Below are 18,144 nucleotides of genomic sequence, written 5' to 3'. Positions count from 1 at the left end.
TTCTCATCTTAATAGGTATTGTACGAATAGTACGGACCTTTTTAGTAACCTATATAATAAGAAGAAACCACATAATATGGATAACCATATCCTAAATTTCAGCATGCACCTGCTACAAATCCATGATATGATTATCCCCTTTCCTATATAAGGGGCAAAGGTTTTGTCCCTCCTACACTATTTATTAACCAATAAATAGCGGGATAATATACTGTATGTAGGACAAATGCGGAAAGCATGGGGAAACTGCCTATATTTTGTAAAAAAAACAAAACACTTTATAATAAGAATGTCGGATTATACCTTTTTATATTAGAAGTCTATATTTAAGAAAGATTAGAGGAATTTTATAGAAATGAAGAAGCCTATCGTTCAATTATTATTGGTATTTACAATTATATCTATCGTACTCTTACTTTTAGATACGTCTATCCTCTCGCTATATACCTTTGTTGGTGCATTATGGTCTCTTACAATCATAGGGATTTCTTTCGTTATTTTTATTGAAAATAGATCCCCACAAAGCACTTTAGCATGGTTTTTAGTATTAGCACTTCTCCCTGTTGTAGGTGTGCTTTTATATGCGCTTTTCGGGCGTAGCCGTTGGAGAAGAAAAAAACATCTACATCGTTCAGAAGAGCAACGAAAATTATTCCGTGAAATATTAGAAGGAAGACGAGTAGAATTATCACTCACAGTCCCCTTACATGAACGTTCTACACATTTGACAAAAGTCGTTCAAAAATTTGGAGGCGGACCTGCCGCAGATAAAACAACTACACAACTTTTAACAAATGGCGATCAAACATTTTCAGAAATTTTGCAAGCTATCGACCAAGCAAAACATCACATACATATTCAATACTATATTTATAAATCTGATGAGATTGGTACAAAAGTTCGAGATGCTTTAATAAAAAAAGCAAAAGATGGTGTTATTGTACGATTCCTTTATGATGGACTCGGAAGTAATACTTTAAGAAGAAGATTTTTACAACCTATGAAAGAAGCTGGAATTGAAATTGTTGAATTTGATCCTATTTTTTCAGCTTGGTTACTTGAAACTGTCAATTATCGTAACCATCGAAAAATCGTTATTGTAGATGGAGAAATCGGTTTTACTGGTGGACTCAACGTCGGTGATGAATATCTTGGTCGTTCAAAAAAATTTCCTGTTTGGCGTGATAGTCATTTAAAAATAGAAGGAAAAGCGCTATATAAATTACAAGCAATCTTTCTAGAGGACTGGCTTTATGCATCTAGTGGATTGAATACTTATTCCTGGGATCAATTTATGAATAGACAATACTTCCCAGGTAAAGAAATTTCAAGTGCAGAAGGTGCCGTACAAATTGTAGCGAGCGGACCAAGCTCAGATGATAAAAGCATTCGCAATACATTATTAGCCGTTATGGGGTCTGCAAAAAAATCGATTTGGATCGCTACACCATACTTTATTCCAGATCAAGAAACTTTAACATTATTACGCTTAAGCGCAATATCTGGCATAGATGTACGTATTTTATATCCAGGTAAAAGTGATAGTATTATTAGTGATCAAGCATCTCAGTCCTACTTCACTCCACTTTTAAAAGCCGGTGCCTCTATTTATAGTTATAAAGATGGTTTTATGCATGCAAAAATTGTACTCGTTGATGATCAAATCGCTACAATTGGAACAGCAAATATGGACGTACGTAGCTTTGAATTAAATTACGAACTTATTAGCGTACTTTATGAATCAGAAACCGTTCATGATATTAAACGTGATTTTGAAGATGACTTTAAACATTCCACCGAAATTAAATGGAACGCATTCCAAAAAAGAAGTATCAAAAAACGAATATTAGAGTCTTTCATGCGACTCATTTCTCCTTTACTGTAAGCAATCAATGTACTATTGATTGCTTTTTCTTTTCTATTTCCCCTCTCTCCTTTTCTTTGCATACCATATTAAAACAAGTTATCATAAGATGTATTACTTTATGAAAATAATGTTAGGTGGGAAATACATGTTAGAACAATTTCATATACATGCTGATTTAAAACAACAGCTCTCAAACATTCACGAAAAGAATAAGCAAGAAGCTGGTGAAAATGCACATTTAATTGGTAAGAAAATATATAAAGCATCTGATAACAGCATTATTGAAGATGCTATTACAGCACTTCTTCTTGGCAAAAACATTCTATTAAAAGGACCAACTGGTAGTGGTAAAACAGTACTAGCGGAAACTCTTTCTTCTTTATTCCAAAAACCAATGCATAGCATTAACTGTTCTGTCGACCTAGATGTAGAAGGTATTTTAGGATACAACACGCTACAAACGAAAGATGGCGCATCTGAAGTTGCATTCGTTAACGGTCCTCTTATGAAAGCAATGAAGAGCGGTCATTTCCTATATATTGATGAAATCAATATGGCAAAACCTGAAACGTTACCACTTCTTCACGGTGCGTTAGATTACCGTAAAATGATTACTAACCCGTTTACACAAGAAGTTGTATACGGCGATGACGAGTATCGTGTAATTGCGGCAATTAATGAAGGTTACGTTGGTACAAGTGAACTAAACGAAGCATTAAAAAACCGTTTCGTTATTATTGAAGTTCCTTACATTCAAGGTGATACATTAAAAGAACTATTATTAGCTGAATCAAAATTAAATGATGTTGCAACAATTGAAAAGTTCGTTGCATTTGCAAGCGACCTTATGCCTTTAGCTCGTGATGGACGTGTAAGTGAAGAGGCAGCAAGTATTCGTGGCATTATCGACGCATGTGATTTAGGTGTATATATTCCTGTTATGCGCGCAATCGAACGTAGTATTATCGCAAAATTAAACGATGAAACAGAACAAATGACTGTCCGTGAATTAGCAGAAAGTTATTTCTTTGAGGGATAATTCATGAGACAAATTTTTAGTGACAAAAAAATTGATGCGTCGCTGTTTCTACAAATGGAAAACTTAATGTATGCTCTTCTAAAAGAAGACGATGCATACCTTGAGTATGGCTATAAAGCATACTACGACGAAATTGAAAAAAAGGTTGTCATTAGTCACTTTTGGGATGATCGAAAAGAAGAGGATACAGTAATCGGATTAAAAAGCGAAGTGTTTTTAAAAGCACTTGGTAATAAACATTACTCGGACATGACTTTAATTCGTTCTTATGCGATTGAATTACAAGAATCACCTTTAAAAAAGTTTTTAACACAATTATTTGTTCTATTAGAAGATTTACGTGTTGAGGAAATCGTAAAAAACTTACGCCCTGGCACAAAACATGTTTTTAAAAGAAGAAAAGAAATGTATCGCAATTACTTCGGCTCACAAAATGAAATCAATCGTGTTCGTAACTATCACGGTGATCGTCTATTTTGTCTCTGCTATCTTTCATTAACGAGCGATAAATATGAAATGTTTAATAATGAATATTTCGAGCAAATTGAAGCAATTTTGCATGAAACATTCCAAGCTCGTAATACGGAAGATATTATGTATATCGTTGAAAAGATTCGCTATCGCTTAGAGGAGCTTCTTGAAAGTGATATGCTTAATAATTATTTCGGACATGCTCCACTTTATTTATCTGTCATTGCAGATGAAAAGAACTGTCGCGTCGAAGATTTAGCAAATGATGATACGCAGCTCATAGATGACGATGAAAACAAAAACAAAATGGATGAAAGTTTCTCGACATGGCATCGTGAAAATAAAAACAACGAAAACGAGAACTTTTTACGCTTCGAATTAGAAAGCGGAACAAAAACAAATATGATGGGCGATACTGCTCGTGAATCAGAAGATGGCGACCAAGCACTTGGCTCTGTACAAGGTACTTCTCAAAAAAGTACACAATCCAACTTTGATGGCGCTGATACAGAAGAAGCAAGAGCTTCACACGCTTCTAGCCAAAACGAAGGTGCATACGGTAAGTATAACGTTGGTGCCTCTCATACATTTAAAGAAGCTCGCAAGGTAAATACCGATGAGAAAAAAGATTACCAAGCTATCAAATCAGTCGTTAATAAAGATGTAAAAGAATTAAAGAAAATTATCGAAAAAACGATTGAAAATAAAACGAATGCAAATAGTGATAAATACTACGGAAGACTTCGTAAGAAATTCCTTCGTATTTATACTGAAAAGCAGCCGCGCATGTTTTATAAAAAAGGACAAGAATCACAAGAACTCGATGTTGCATTCCAATTGTTAGTGGACTGCTCTGGTTCTATGTATAACAAAATGGAAGAAACGAAAAAGAGTGTGGTCCTATTCCATGAAGCGTTGAAATCTTTAAAAATCCCGCATGCTATTAGCGGATTTTGGGAGGATGCTTCTAGTGCTAAACCTGAAGATAAGCCGAACGTTATCCATGAAGTTGTAACGTATAAAAACTCAACGTTACCAAACGTTGGTCCCGAAATTATGCAGCTTCGCGAAGAAGAAGATAACCGCGACGGATATATTATTCGTATCGTTTCTGAAAAACTTGCGAAAAGACCAGAAAAGCATAAATTCTTACTTGTCTTTACAGACGGTGAACCTTCTGCGCTAGACTATCAACAAGACGGTATTTTAGATACGCATGAAGCTGTCAAACTTGCTCGTAAAAGTGGTATGGAAGTAATCGGAATCTTCATCGAAGAAGGCGAAGCAAAAGAAGCAACTTATCAATTAATGAAGAACATTTATAACCATCACTTCTTAGTTGCAAATCACGCTGAAGATTTACGTCTGAAGATTAAACCACTATTGAAAAAGTTATTACTGAAGACGATTGAATAGAAAACAGGAGCCTTGCGCTCCTGTTTTTTCTATTCAATCACTTTGTTTCTGGTTGAAGCTTGTATGGAATAGCTACTTCTAATAATGCCTCGAATCCTCCATCGTAGAATGGGAATCGTTCATTTGCGATCGTTCGATCCACCCACTCTATTGCAGAAATTTCTTCTTCATCTTCCGCAATCAGTTCACCGTTTACTACATTTGCTCGGAATGTAAATAGTATCGCATGATTCCCTGATGCTTCAAAGAATTTTTCATTGATTGCAACAAGTCCACCTGTCACGGCTGTTAAACCTGTCTCTTCTTTCACTTCTCTTATTAGTGCTTCCTCTAATATTTCACCTTTTTCAACAGCCCCACCCGGCAGTGACCAACCGTTTTGTTCTATATTATGTACCATTAATATCTTATCTGTTTCTTCATCATGTATTAATGCATATACGACGTCAACTCTTTGCATGTTGCTTTTCTCCTTCAATTAACTCATCCATTGTAAATAAAGAATGTAACTGTAAGCCATCTTCTAATAAGTTTTCTCTTCCCTCTTTCGTTCGTTCAATGACGCCTAGAACATGGTGTACTTTCGCACCCAGTTCCCTTAAATCTTTCGTACTTAATAATATTTGCCCGCCTGTCGTAATAACATCTTCAACAACACAAACATTTTTCCCCGTAATATCAACGCCTTCTGCTAACTTACATGTACCGTACTTCTTCGCTTCTTTCCTTACAAATACAACAGGTATACCTGTTTGTAAAGATAATGCTGTTGCCACTGGAATTCCTCCCATTTCTAAACCCGCGAGTACTTCTGTCTCTGGAGGAATGAGCTCTTTCAATTGTTTAGCAATTTCTAGTAACAGTACTGGATTAGATTCAAATAAGTACTTATCAAAGTATTGATTTGATACTTGTCCCGATCGAAGTTTAAATGTTCCCGTTAAACGTGACGTATTGTAAATTTCCTTTGCTAACTCCCATTTCTCCATTGTATCTCTCCCCTTTATGCACAAATTAACTCATTCTATCACACTTGTAATTATTTGTATATTTCTAAAATACAAATAAAAGGGCCGACTCCTAAGAATCGACCCTTACTATTAATTCATCACTAACTCAGCTGTGAGCTTTTTTTTTAACTTAGCCAACATGTCGGTTGTCATTTTGTCTAAATCGTATTCTGCTTTAAAGCCCCACTCGTTCATTGCTGCTGTTGCATCAATAGAGTTTGGCCAGCTATCAGCGATTGTTTGACGAGCAGGATCTACAGCGTAATCCATTGTAAACGTCGGGATGTGTTTACGAATTGATGCTGCGATTTGCTCTGGCTCAAAGCTCATTGCTGTAATATTGAACGCGTTTCTATGCACAAGTTTACTTGGATCAGCTTCCATTAATGAAATGATCGCTTGTAAAGCATCTGGCATATACATCATATCCATGTATGTTCCTTCTGCAATGTATGAGGTGTATGTGCCTTTTTTAATCGCCTCATAATAAATTTCAACTGCATAGTCAGTTGTTCCGCCTCCTGGAGGAGCTACGTAAGAAATTAAACCTGGGAAACGTACACCGCGCGTATCCACGCCAAACTTTTGATGATAATAATCACATAGTAATTCTCCTGCTACTTTGTTTACCCCATACATCGTAGTAGGACGCTGAATTGTATCTTGTGGCGTATTATCTTTCGGCGTTGATGGACCGAATGCACCGATAGAACTTGGCGTGAAAAACTTACAGTTTAATTCACGAGCTGCTTCTAATGCATTTACAAGTCCACCCATATTTAAATTCCATGCAAATAACGGATTTTTTTCTGCTGTTGCTGAAAGTAAAGCTGCTAAATGAATAATTGTATCTACTTCATTACGCTTTGCAATATCATGTAGTTTTTGTCCATCTGTTACATCTAACGTTTCAAATGGACCGGACGTTACTACTTCACTATCTGTTTCACGAATATCTGTTGCAATAATATTTGATGCACCGTATACATCACGAAGTTTCATTACTAGTTCAGAACCAATTTGCCCTAAAGAACCGGTTACTAGAATTTTTTTCATTTTCCCCACTCCTCATTTGCAAGCTATTCAAAAGATGTCGTTACTTAAATGATGCCCATTTCTTTCCCTACTTTTTCATACTTACGAATTGCTTCATCTAACATTTCTTTCGTATGAGCTGCTGTAGGCATATTACGAACGCGTCCTGTTCCTTTTGCTACAGTTGGGAACACGATAGATTTTGCATATACGCCTTCTTCATTTAGACGTTTACTAAATTCTTGTGTTAATACTTCGTCACCAATAATACAAGGTGTAATTGGCGTTTCACTTTCTCCGATATTAAAGCCAAGTTCTTTTAACCCTTGTTTTAAATATCGACCGTTTTCCCATAAACGATCGTGCAACTCTGTGCTTTCCATTAAGATTTCAATTGATCTCATGCAAGCTGCTGCATCAGCTGGTGTTAATGCTGTAGAGAATAAGAATGGACGTGAACGAACTTTTAACCAGTCAATTAAGTTTTGTTTCCCTGCTACATATCCACCAATTACCCCAATTGCTTTTGATAATGTACCAATTTGGAAATCAACTTTATCAGACAGACCGAAGTGTTTTACAGTTCCTGCACCTTTACCAAGTACACCTGAACCGTGTGCATCATCTACGTATGTCATTAAATCTAATTCTTCTGCAATCTCAACAATTTCTGGTAGTTTTGCAACATCTCCATCCATTGAGAAGACACCGTCTGTAATTACCATTAATTTATTGTAAAGACCTGATTCTTTCGCCGCGATTGCTTTTTGGCGTAAATCTTCCATATCAGAATGCTTATAAACGATGATTTTCGCTCTTGATAGACGACTACCATCAATGATAGAAGCATGGTTTAATTCATCTGAAAGAATCGCATCATTTTTATCCATAACGGCTGAAATCGCTGCCATATTACAGTTAAATCCAGATTGGTAAGCAATCGCTGCTTCTGTATGTTTAAACTTTGCAATTGTTTCCTCTAATTTAATATGCAGATCTAAAGTACCGTTAATTGTACGAACAGCTCCTGCTCCAACGCCGTACTTATGAATAGCACCAATTGCTGCTTCTTGCAAACGGCTATCTGTTGCTAATCCAAGATAGTTGTTTGAAGATAAGTTAATATATTCTTTTCCGCCAATTGTAATGATCGGTCCATTTGAACTCTCAAGCGGATCAATTACGTTATAAAGCCCCTTTGATTTTAAATCCTCTAAATTTTCTTCTAAAAATTTCGCAAGTGTTTTACTAGACATTGTGAAGCCTCCCATCGTTCATGTAAGCGAATTATTGTCTTAATAGTTCTAATAATCCCTCTACTAGCTTAACACGTTTTCAGAATTTATTATAGAAAAATAGTTTAAAGTAACCGCTTACAATTCTAGATTATATATGATTCATTACAAGAAATCTATCATTTACTTTTCATATTTGGTAGAATAAAAAAAATATTTAAGGGGGCTTCAATCATGGCATTTACTGAATCTGATGTATATAATAACGAAGCATTTTTTAAACAATATATGAAACGAAGATACAGAGAAAATAGCCCAAATGAATCACTTGAAAAACCATCCTTCTTTCAGCTCATTGGTGATGTGAAAGGAAAGCAAATCCTTGATTTAGGCTGCGGGGACGCTAAATTCGGTGAGGAGTTATTAGAAAAAGGCTGCCACTCTTACACTGGTATTGAAGGCTCCGAACTTATGTATGAAAAAGCTAAAAAACAACTAGAAAATAAAAATGGGACCGTACATTTTTTAAACCTCAAAGACTACACATCCCCTCCTGCTACTTTTGATTTAGTAACATCTAGACTCGCCTTACATTATATTGAACATCTTCCTATCATTTTTCAAAATGTGTACGAAACTTTAAAAACAAATGGAAACTTTACCTTTAGCGTTCAACATCCTATTATTACTTCTTCATTTGAAAGCTTGCAAACGAGCGGGAAAAGAACAAACTGGCTCGTCGATGATTATTTTAAAATGGGAAAACGCGTTGAACCTTGGATTGAGCAAGAAGTTATTAAATATCATCGTACAACAGAAGAATATTTTACATTGTTACAACAAGCCGGATTTACGATTACAAACATAAAAGAAGCTACACCCAATCAAACCCATTTTCAGAGTGAAAAAGAATATGAACGTCGGTTACGTATTCCCCTCTTCCTCTTATTTTCTTGCCGAAAATAAAAAGACGATGAATTCTCATCGTCTTTTTTCATTATCTCATTACTTGAGCAACCTCTTTCCGTACACGTCTTCCTTTTCCATGTGGGATACAAAGTGGCGTCCCAAATAATGGATCCGTACTGATTTGACACTCCATTCGGAATACATCACGTACTAGCTTCTCATCTACTACTTCTTCCGGCTTACCTTGTGCATATATTTGTTTATCTTGAATGGCTACAATATTGTCTGCATAGCGGCATGCTAAATTTAAATCGTGTAATACCATAACAATTGTTCTTTGTTCTGTTTCATTTAATTCGAATAATAAATCTAGCACTTCAATTTGGTGAGTCATATCTAAATATGTAGTAGGCTCATCCAGTAAAATAATATCGGTATCTTGTGCAAGCGTCATTGCAATCCAAGCACGTTGACGTTGTCCACCTGAAAGAGCATGCACATCACGCTCAGCAAAATCTGTCATACCTGTTGCTGCAAGGGCTTTTTGTACCATTTCCTCATCTTTTTCTGACCATTGCTTCAGCCACGTTTGATATGGATAGCGTCCTTGTTTTACAAGTTGCAATACTGTAAGCCCTTCTGGTGCTTGCGGTCCTTGTGGTAAAATTGCCATTTGACGAGCGATTTGCTTCGTTTGCATACTTTGAATTGCTTGATTATCTAACAAAATATCACCAGTTGTTGGCTTTAATAATCTAGCTAGTGAACGTAATAAAGTTGATTTCCCGCAACCGTTAGAACCGATAAATATTGTAATTTCGCCTTTTGGAATTTCTAAATTCAGCTCATCAATAATAATTGCTTCACCATAAGACAGCGTCAAACGTTTCGTCTCCAATGCTTTTTGCATATTCATCTCCCTTTATGAATTCCGACTTTTATAAAGTAAATAAATAAAATAAGGTGCACCAATTGCTGATGTAAATACCCCTGCTGGAATTTCAAGTGGTGTGAAAACTGTACGCCCAATTAAATCTGCAGCAAGTACTAAAATTGCACCAACAATCGCCGCAACTGGGAGTAATGCACCGTATAAAGAACCAACTAGTCTTCGTGAAATATGAGGCGCCATTAAACCAACAAATCCAATTCCTCCGGCGAAAGCAACTGCTCCACCAATTAAAGCTGTACTCAGTAATAACATGAATACGCGTGACTTCGTTAAAGGAACACCAAGCCCTACCGCAATATCATCCCCTAGCTCCTGAGCATTTAAATGTCTAGCAGCTATAAATGATATTATCGTTAAAATGAGAACCCACGGCGCAAGTACCATAACGTTTTGCCATGAAGAACCGTAAACAGTACCTGTAATCCATACATTCGCTTGGCTCGCTTGATAAATTGGCGCTAACAACATAAACAAAGTCGTTGCTGCTTTCGTCAATGCCCAAAAACCAACACCAATTAAAACAAGACTAATCGGTGATAATCCATCATTTCTCCATGCGAATAAATATACAAAAAGCGCTACAATTGTGGCCCCAGCAAAGGCTGCTAACGGCATATAATGAATGCTTACAGTTAGCGCATTATTTTTATCACTAAATATAGCTAAAAACAATACAACAGCTACACTCGCACCACCTGTAATCCCGATGATATCAGGTGAAGCCAGTGGATTTCGAACGAGACCTTGTAAAATACATCCTGCTACAGCAAGTGCGATTCCTACAAGGATCGCAATCAAAATACGCGGCATACGAAGCTTATTTACAACCATATTTGACATCGCATCGCCATTTCCAGTAATCGCTTGCCATACATCATAAGGAGCAATTTTCATGTCTCCCATACCTGCACTCGCAAAAAATAAACCTATTAAAACAACTAGTAAACTGAATAAGACGAGACAAGCTCGTTTATACATTAAAAACGAGAGCCCGCCTTTTCCTATACGAAACGGAATATACTTCTTCATTTGCTAAGCCCTCTCTTACGTGCAATATAAATAAAGAATGGGGCCCCGATAAATGCTGTCATAACCCCTACTGGTACTTCTTGTGGCATAATGACATATCTTGCTGCTATATCAGCTAAGATTAATAGTATTGCACCTAACAACCCGCTATACGGTACTCTCCACCTATGATCTACTCCAACTAGAAATCTTGCAAAATGCGGAGTAATAATACCAATAAATCCAATTGGACCAGCGACCGCAACTGAACCACCAGACAACAGGACAATAATAAGTAGTACGAATGATTTCATTAAAATCGTTCGTTGTCCAAGTCCTTTTGCAACGTCTTCCCCCATCATTAATGTATTTACTTTCCCTGCCATCATAAGAGATGCGATCCAGCCTACTAATAAATACGGGAATACAGATTGTAAAATTTCTAACTTTCTTCCTTGCACAGATCCGGCAAGCCAAAATAATACCTCTTCAAGCGCTTTTTCATTTAACACAAGTAATCCTTGTGTTAATGATGAAAATAACGCACTAATTGCGACCCCTGCTAATGTTAGCTTAAGAGGCGTTGTCCCTTCTTTTCCTAAAGAACTAGACGCAAATACAAGTACAGCTGCAACTGCTGCCCCTAAAAAGGCAATCCACGTGAAAGCCGATAATGATGTCACGGAAAAAATAACAATTGCTACAACTATGAAAAACGCAGCACCTGAATTTAATCCAATAAAATCTGGAGAGGCAAGTGGATTCTTCGTTAAAGTTTGCATAAGACAACCTGCAATGGCTAAACTAGCACCGACACTAGCTGCAATTAATGCCCTTGGTAGACGCACATTTTGAATAATAATATGTTCATTAGAACCATTAAAATGAAAAAAAGCATCTAACGCTAATTTCCAGCTCGTATTTGTATATCCGAAAATAATACTTGCCCAAATACAAATAACAACCGCAATGATTCCAACAAATAATCCAATCCATTTTGCTTGATTTGTTTTTAATAACATGCAGCGTTTCCCCTTCAATGTATAATGATACGTTGTAAGTGTATTTCAACTTAATTCTCATTGTCAACGATATTGAGAATTATTTTCATTGACAATTGGACCATGAAGTATTATTATCATGCTTGCTATTGAAAAAACTTCTCAGTATGTAGGGGGTACATAATGAATTTAATACGAAAGAAATCGTTTACAGTATTTGTATTTTTACTAGCCTTTTCATTACTTTTAAGTGCTTGTGGAAAATCAAATACGAAAGAGGAAACAAAAGAAGATACAAAAAAAGAAATGATTACGGTTGAGCATGCAATGGGTAAAACAGAAGTTCCTGCAAATCCAAAACGTGTAGTTATTTTAACAAATGAAGGGACTGAAGCTTTACTTGAACTAGGTGTGAAACCAGTTGGGGCTGTAAAATCTTGGACTGGTGATCCTTGGTATCCACATATTAAAGATAAAATGAAAGATGTAAAAGTTATTGGTGATGAAGGACAAGTGAACGTGGAAACAATCGCATCTTTAAAACCAGACTTAATTATAGGTAACAAAATGCGTCACGAAAAAGTGTACGAGCAACTAACAGCAATTGCACCTACTGTGTTCTCTGAAACGCTACGTGGTGAATGGAAAGATAACTTCAAATTTTATGCAAAAGCATTAAATAAAGAAAAAGAAGGTCAAAAGATTTTAGCTGATTACGATAAAAGTATGAAAGAATTAAAAGCTAAACTAGGCGATAAAGTAAATCAAGAAATCTCCATGGTTCGCTTCATGCCTGGTGATGTTCGTATTTATCACGGTGATACATTCTCTGGTGTTATTTTAAAAGAACTTGGATTTAAACGTCCTGGTGATCAAAATAAAGAGGACTTCGCAGAGCGTAACGTATCTAAAGAACGTATTTCTGCAATGGATGGCGATGTATTATTCTACTTCACATTCGATAAAGGAAACGAGAAAAAAGGTTCCGAATTAGAAAAAGAATATATCAATGATCCTCTATTTAAAAACTTAAATGCAGTGAAAAATAATAAAGCATACAAAGTTGACGATGTTATTTGGAATACAGCTGGTGGTGTAATGGCCGCTAACCTACTATTAGATGATATCGAAAAACGCTTCGTTAAATAATATTTTTCTAACCAGCTCCCCTTCTATGGAGCTGGTTATTTTTCGATTCACTTAAATGTCACATTATTTCATTTTGTATTTTTATTCCCAATATGTTATATTATAAAAGTAAATAGAATATATTTTCTCTATATCAGAATAAATATTTTAATCTAAATTTTCTGATTAATCACTATTTTATTTTCTTTTAGAATTCAATTATTACATTTGAAAACGCTTATCATCTCGTTTTCAGGGCAAAATACAGTAACGGTTGAAGAAAAATAGAATTTTTTTAGGAATTTTCTTTCTATTTCCATATAATTCTATTGACTTCTAAATATTTTGTAAATTAAAATGATTACATAAATATCCGTTATACAGGATTAGGGGGAAACAAACATGGATGCAGCTTTAAAATTAGACAAAGCTGGAGAGCAACAATCACCAAAAAAACATCCACCAGGATTATATTTGTTGTTCTTTACAGAGGCATGGGAAAGATTTAGTTATTACGGAATGCGTGGCTTATTAGTTCTTTATTTAACAACGAGCTTAGTAAGCGGCGGTTTAGGATTTGATAAAGCAGTTGCAGTTCAAATTTACGGTATTTTCACAATGTTAGTATACTTCACACCAATTATCGGTGGTTGGTTAACTGACCATTTCATTACGAAGCGCCATGCCATTACTATTGGTGGTATCATTATGGCAATTGGTAACTTTGTACTATTTTCAATGAACACTAAAACTGGACTATTTTTAGGATTAGGATTATTAGTTATTGGTAACGGATTCTTCAAACCAAATATTTCGACTTTATTAGGTCAATTATATAGCGAAAACGATTCTCGTCGTGATAGTGCCTTCACTATCTTCTACATGGGAATTAACTTAGGGGCTCTTATTGCTCCATTCATTTGCGGTTACTTCGCAGATTATAGATACGGTTTCTTAACAGCTTGTATCGGTATGATTATTGGACAGCTTGCTTTTAATTTCTTAGCACCTCGTTACTTAGGATCTATCGGAACAACTGTTGTCGGTAAAAAGTCTAAAGAAAAAAATGCAAAAGCAATTGAGAAAAAGCCTTTAACAACACAAGAGAAAAAACGTACTACTGCAATTTTAATTTTAACTTGTTTCGTTGTATTCTTCTGGGCAGGATTTGAACAAGCTGGTAGTTCTTTAACACTTTACACAGATAAGTTCGTGGATCGTACAATTGGTGGATTTACAATTCCAACACCTTGGTTCCAATCTGTAAACCCACTATTCATTATCTTACTAGCATTACCGGTTTCTGCATTATGGATTAAACTTTCAAAAACGAAAAATGGTGACTTAAAAATCCCAACAAAAATGGCATTTGGTATGATCTTGCTAGGGATTGGGTACCTAGTTTTAACTTTAGCTGTATTAAAAACTGGTAGCGACGAAGGTAACATTACAATGAAAGCAAACTTACTATTCATTGTATTCACTTACATGTTCCATACAATCGGTGAATTATTCTTATCACCAATCGGATTATCTATGGTAAGTGCAATCGCTCCTGTTAAATTAGCATCATTATTAATGGGTGTATGGTTAGCTGGTACTGGCTTCGCAAACTTACTAGCAGGACAATTAGCTGCTTTCACTCAATCTTTAGGATATTTAGAAGTATTCGCAAGCATCGGTGTTATCGTAATCGTACTCGGATTAGTACTTCTTATGTTCTCTAAGAAAATTGCACATATGATGGAATAAATAAGAAGACGCTTCTAGATACTAGAAGCGTCTTTTCTATTACTTCTCCTCTAAAGCCGTCACGTTCACGTGAACGCTTTCTCCAGGATTAGATACATCATACACTTGAGCAACTCCACTCTGCTCGTCACAGCTCTCAATCCATACTGGGACGCCCTCATATGTAACGTCAATTCTACTTGAAGAAGATAAAATTTGTTTCACACGTTTTACATCCATACTACTATTCCTCCTTTTACTTACTACACTCCTTTTTATCTTTTCTTTCCCCTTTAGAATATATTCCATATAGCAGCATTTTAATGGATAGCCTTTTCTTCCTTTCATGCTAACATTTTCTCTCCTGTTACCTTTATGACAAATAAAAAAAGACGTATATCCCACACGTCTTTTTCCATAATATTCAAATTTTAAGAAAATAATGTTTTTACAACTTCACTTACTTTATCATTATGAATTTGATAATACACTTCTAGTCCTCGTCTTTCAAAGCGCACTACTTTATTTTGTTTTAATTTCGTTAAATGTTGCGAAACCGTTGATTGTGGAATTTCTAGCACTTCCTGTAATTGTGTTACATTACAAGTTCCACGTTGCATTAGTTCCATTACTAGGCGTAAACGTAACGGATGCGCTAACGCTCTTAACATTTGTACATCTTCTTCTGAAATACGACATTCGAATTGATTTTGGCTCATAAAGTTCCCCTCATTTTCGTTTTTATTTTCTTTTTATTTATTTATATATCTGTTCTTATATTTCCTGTTACGACATAACTTTATCAACCTATAAAGCTGAAAATTTTTTCCACCTTTATCAGGAAAGAATTCAGGAAAAAATCCTTGCTGATTTTGAATATTATACTATATGATATAACGAAAAAGCAAAACAACGGGCTCCAAATACTTTGCTTGCAAACGTTGTTTTATCAGGCTTTTTGTTATATTTTCACCTCACTGCAACGTATAGTAATGATATTGTAAAATACCGTCTATAATTGATAACCTATCGTAACGTATTTGGGTTATATTTAACCTCTTTGTTATGCTAAAAGGAATTTTAAGTAAAAAAGATACCGTAACAAAAAAATTAATTTATTGCCTTTTAATTCGTGTTCAATAGCTTGAACTGTGATGGAACACTTCCTATTAAGTGCATTTACTGTCCCTTTCTGACTTGATCCAATGGGACAAGCTGTGCTCCCTATCAAATCTTAAGAATTACACCACCATTTCATATTCGATACAAAGACGGCCTCTACTATAGAGCCGTAGGATCAATAATATAGAAACAAATAAAAGAAAAGAATATGCAAATAATTTATCCTGCTATTAGTGGACAATATGAATCCTATTTCAAATTTTGACGAATGCAGGATAAAGCTTTACTTTATAAAGCACACTCAAATAGATTAGAGTGTGCTTTTTGTCTACTTTATGAACAAAGTATTTCTTTTAACACTATTATGGAATAATTATACTTTTTTACGTTGACAATAGTGTTGAAGGAGAATATACTAAGCATGTAAGTTGATTGTGAATTGTTTCACAAATAATGTGAATTTCTTCACATAAAATAGATAGGAGTTGTCATTATTATGAGTACTTGGACACAAATTTATGACCCATTAAACAATATTTGGTTATCTGCACTAATCGCAGCACTTCCAATTTTCTGCTTCATCATTTGTTTAATGGGACTGAAAATGAAAAGTTACATGGCTGGCCTTTACAGTGTGATTGTCGCTATTATTCTTGCTATATTCGTTTATAAAATGCCAGCAACTGTAGCTGTAGCATCTGCCGGATTCGGTGTTTTATCTGGATTTTATCCAATTTGTACTATCGTTATCGCAGCAATTTTCCTTTACAAATTAACTGTTAAAACAGAGCAATTCAATGTCATTCGTGATAGTATTTCAAGCATTACAAATGACCAACGTTTACAAGTATTATTAATCGCTTATTCTTTCGGTGCTTTCTTAGAAGGCGCAGCTGGTCTAGGGGTTCCAGTTGCTATTACTGCTGCATTACTGGTAGGTATGGGCTTTAATCCATTAAAAGCAGCAGGTATTTGTTTAGTAGCAAACATCGCTGGTGGTGCTATGGGTGCTATGGGTATCCCAGTTACAGTGCCAGCACAATTAACTGAACTAGATGCATTAACTATCGGTCGTCAAACTGTTCTTATTTTACCTTTCATTAGTATTGTTTTACCTTTCTTACTTGTATCAATGGTTGATGGAATTAAAGGTATTAAAGAAACTTGGCAAGGTATTCTTGTAAGTGGTGTTTCTTTCGCGGTTACTCAGTTCCTTGTAACTTACTTCTTAGGTGCAGAACTTACTAATATTTTCGCAGCCGTTGTAAGTATGATCTCTCTTGCATTATTCTTACGTGTTTGGCAGCCAAAATCTTCTACTAAAGAAGAAAAACAAGAAGAAAAAGTATCTCATACATTCAATCAAATTTTATATGCTTGGTCTCCATTCGTATTCTTAACTGCATTCGTAACAATCTTTAATTTAAAACCAATTAAAGCTTTATTTGCTCCGGATGGCGTACTAGCAAACTTAGTATTTAACATTCAATTCCCTGGTCTTCATAATGCTGTTATGAAAACTACACCTATTACAAAAGCTGATACACCTTTCGCAGCTGTTTTCAAATTTGATGTATTCTCATCTACAACTACTGCAATCGTATTAGCAATTATCGTTTCACTTATCGTGTACCGCGTAAAAGGTAAAATGGTTAAAGAATTAGTAGTGGAAACAATGAAAGAACTAAAAGCTCCAGTATATACAATCTGTAGCGTTATCGCTTTAGCTTACGTAGAGAACTACTCTGGTATGTCATCTACACTTGGACTTGCATTCTCTTCTACTGGTAATGCATTCCCTGTTCTTTCTCCAATCTTAGGATGGATTGGCGTATTCATTACAGGATCAGTAGTATCAAGTGGTTCATTATTCGCACCGCTTCAAGCAGTAACTGCAGATCAATTAAACATCGTTCCTTCTACACTTGTTGCATTAAACGTAGTAGGTGGTACAATGGCAAAAATGGTTTCACCACAATCTGTAGCAGTTGCTTGTGCAGCAGTTGGACTAGTTGGTAAAGAATCTGCCCTATTTAAAACAGCAATGAAATACAGTTTAATCTTCTTAGCGATTATTAGCTTACTTCAATTAAACTCTGTATTTAACATCTTTTAAAAATAAAACACCGATCCAAACTGAAGTGAACCCGAATAGTGGTACATGAAAAAAACACCTCCTGAATTCGCATACTAAGTATGCAAATTCAATGGAGGTGTTTT

The 18,144-nt window shown here is 35.5% G+C and carries 16 protein-coding genes; 7 read left to right on the top strand and 9 right to left on the bottom strand.

The window, feature by feature from the left end; genetic code table 11:
* The first annotated feature begins 355 nt into the window (after positions 1 to 355).
* The 3 genes from MHB74_RS03295 (at position 356) to MHB74_RS03285 (ending at position 4,793) form a co-directional block, all read left to right on the top strand.
* Positions 356 to 1,885 carry a cardiolipin synthase gene (locus MHB74_RS03295; RefSeq protein ID WP_061676377.1) on the top strand — a complete coding sequence of 510 codons (1,530 nt, stop codon included), beginning with the start codon at positions 356 to 358 and terminating at the stop codon, positions 1,883 to 1,885.
* 127 nt (positions 1,886 to 2,012) lie between these two features.
* Complete coding sequence (locus tag MHB74_RS03290; RefSeq protein ID WP_061676378.1) at positions 2,013 to 2,906, top strand: ATP-binding protein; 894 nt, start codon at positions 2,013 to 2,015, stop codon at positions 2,904 to 2,906.
* Between the two features lie 3 nt (positions 2,907 to 2,909).
* A complete protein-coding gene (locus tag MHB74_RS03285; protein ID WP_061676379.1) occupies positions 2,910 to 4,793 on the top strand; it encodes a vWA domain-containing protein in 1,884 nt (627 codons plus the stop codon).
* Positions 4,794 to 4,830: 37 nt separating this feature from the next.
* Here MHB74_RS03285 and MHB74_RS03280 read toward each other — a convergent pair whose 3' ends face one another.
* The 4 genes from MHB74_RS03280 to MHB74_RS03265 all read right to left on the bottom strand — a co-directional run bounded on the left by MHB74_RS03280 (position 4,831) and on the right by MHB74_RS03265 (position 8,094).
* Positions 4,831 to 5,253: an NUDIX hydrolase gene (locus MHB74_RS03280; RefSeq protein ID WP_061676380.1), complete on the bottom strand. Its 423-nt coding sequence runs from the start codon at positions 5,251 to 5,253 to the stop codon at positions 4,831 to 4,833.
* Complete coding sequence (gene pyrE, locus MHB74_RS03275; protein WP_017560405.1) at positions 5,240 to 5,782, bottom strand: orotate phosphoribosyltransferase; 543 nt, start codon at positions 5,780 to 5,782, stop codon at positions 5,240 to 5,242. The genes MHB74_RS03280 and pyrE overlap by 14 nt, the downstream gene beginning before the upstream one ends.
* 111 nt (positions 5,783 to 5,893) lie before the next feature.
* Positions 5,894 to 6,859, bottom strand: a complete 966-nt coding sequence (locus MHB74_RS03270; protein ID WP_000723117.1) for an L-threonine 3-dehydrogenase — start codon at positions 6,857 to 6,859, stop codon at positions 5,894 to 5,896.
* Between the two features lie 44 nt (positions 6,860 to 6,903).
* Positions 6,904 to 8,094: a glycine C-acetyltransferase gene (locus MHB74_RS03265; protein WP_000095914.1), complete on the bottom strand. Its 1,191-nt coding sequence runs from the start codon at positions 8,092 to 8,094 to the stop codon at positions 6,904 to 6,906.
* 213 nt (positions 8,095 to 8,307) lie between these two features.
* Between MHB74_RS03265 and MHB74_RS03260 the strand changes: the two genes are divergently transcribed.
* Positions 8,308 to 9,039: a class I SAM-dependent DNA methyltransferase gene (locus MHB74_RS03260; RefSeq protein WP_061676381.1), complete on the top strand. Its 732-nt coding sequence runs from the start codon at positions 8,308 to 8,310 to the stop codon at positions 9,037 to 9,039.
* 31 nt (positions 9,040 to 9,070) lie between these two features.
* Here the strand turns inward: MHB74_RS03260 and MHB74_RS03255 are convergent, their stop codons facing one another.
* Genes MHB74_RS03255 through MHB74_RS03245 form a run of 3 tightly spaced genes read right to left on the bottom strand, consistent with a single transcriptional unit; the run spans position 9,071 to position 11,964 of the window.
* On the bottom strand, positions 9,071 to 9,892 hold the full coding sequence (locus MHB74_RS03255; protein ID WP_061676382.1) for an ABC transporter ATP-binding protein: 822 nt from the start codon (positions 9,890 to 9,892) through the stop codon (positions 9,071 to 9,073).
* 12 nt (positions 9,893 to 9,904) lie between these two features.
* Positions 9,905 to 10,963 (bottom strand): FecCD family ABC transporter permease, encoded by a 1,059-nt coding sequence (locus MHB74_RS03250; RefSeq protein ID WP_061676383.1) that lies wholly within the window; start codon positions 10,961 to 10,963, stop codon positions 9,905 to 9,907.
* Entirely contained in the window at positions 10,960 to 11,964 is a 1,005-nt protein-coding gene (locus tag MHB74_RS03245; RefSeq protein ID WP_061676384.1) for a FecCD family ABC transporter permease, read from the bottom strand. The genes MHB74_RS03250 and MHB74_RS03245 overlap by 4 nt, the downstream gene beginning before the upstream one ends.
* A 162-nt stretch (positions 11,965 to 12,126) precedes the next feature.
* On the opposite strand from MHB74_RS03245, the gene MHB74_RS03240 reads away from it, so the two are divergent.
* Together MHB74_RS03240 and MHB74_RS03235 are read left to right on the top strand one after the other, a co-directional pair.
* On the top strand, positions 12,127 to 13,092 hold the full coding sequence (locus MHB74_RS03240) for an ABC transporter substrate-binding protein (protein ID WP_061676385.1): 966 nt from the start codon (positions 12,127 to 12,129) through the stop codon (positions 13,090 to 13,092).
* 381 nt (positions 13,093 to 13,473) lie between these two features.
* Positions 13,474 to 14,823, top strand: coding sequence for a peptide MFS transporter (locus MHB74_RS03235; protein ID WP_017560398.1), 1,350 nt, complete (start codon positions 13,474 to 13,476; stop codon positions 14,821 to 14,823).
* 39 nt (positions 14,824 to 14,862) lie between these two features.
* Here MHB74_RS03235 and MHB74_RS03230 read toward each other — a convergent pair whose 3' ends face one another.
* Both MHB74_RS03230 and MHB74_RS03225 read right to left on the bottom strand, forming a co-directional pair.
* A complete protein-coding gene (locus MHB74_RS03230) occupies positions 14,863 to 15,042 on the bottom strand; it encodes an acid-soluble spore protein H (protein WP_000382683.1) in 180 nt (59 codons plus the stop codon).
* 191 nt (positions 15,043 to 15,233) lie between these two features.
* On the bottom strand, positions 15,234 to 15,521 hold the full coding sequence (locus MHB74_RS03225) for an ArsR/SmtB family transcription factor (RefSeq protein WP_000081429.1): 288 nt from the start codon (positions 15,519 to 15,521) through the stop codon (positions 15,234 to 15,236).
* A gap of 899 nt (positions 15,522 to 16,420) precedes the next feature.
* On the opposite strand from MHB74_RS03225, the gene MHB74_RS03220 reads away from it, so the two are divergent.
* Entirely contained in the window at positions 16,421 to 18,040 is a 1,620-nt protein-coding gene (locus MHB74_RS03220) for an L-lactate permease (RefSeq protein WP_061676386.1), read from the top strand.
* Positions 18,041 to 18,144: the final 104 nt, after the last annotated feature.

Source organism: Bacillus sp. FSL K6-0069 (assembly GCF_038007785.1).
In the GTDB taxonomy this organism is placed as follows: domain Bacteria; phylum Bacillota; class Bacilli; order Bacillales; family Bacillaceae_G; genus Bacillus_A; species Bacillus_A mobilis.
Note: the sequence above shows the minus strand (reverse complement) of the source record. Positions and strands in the feature narration are given on the sequence as shown.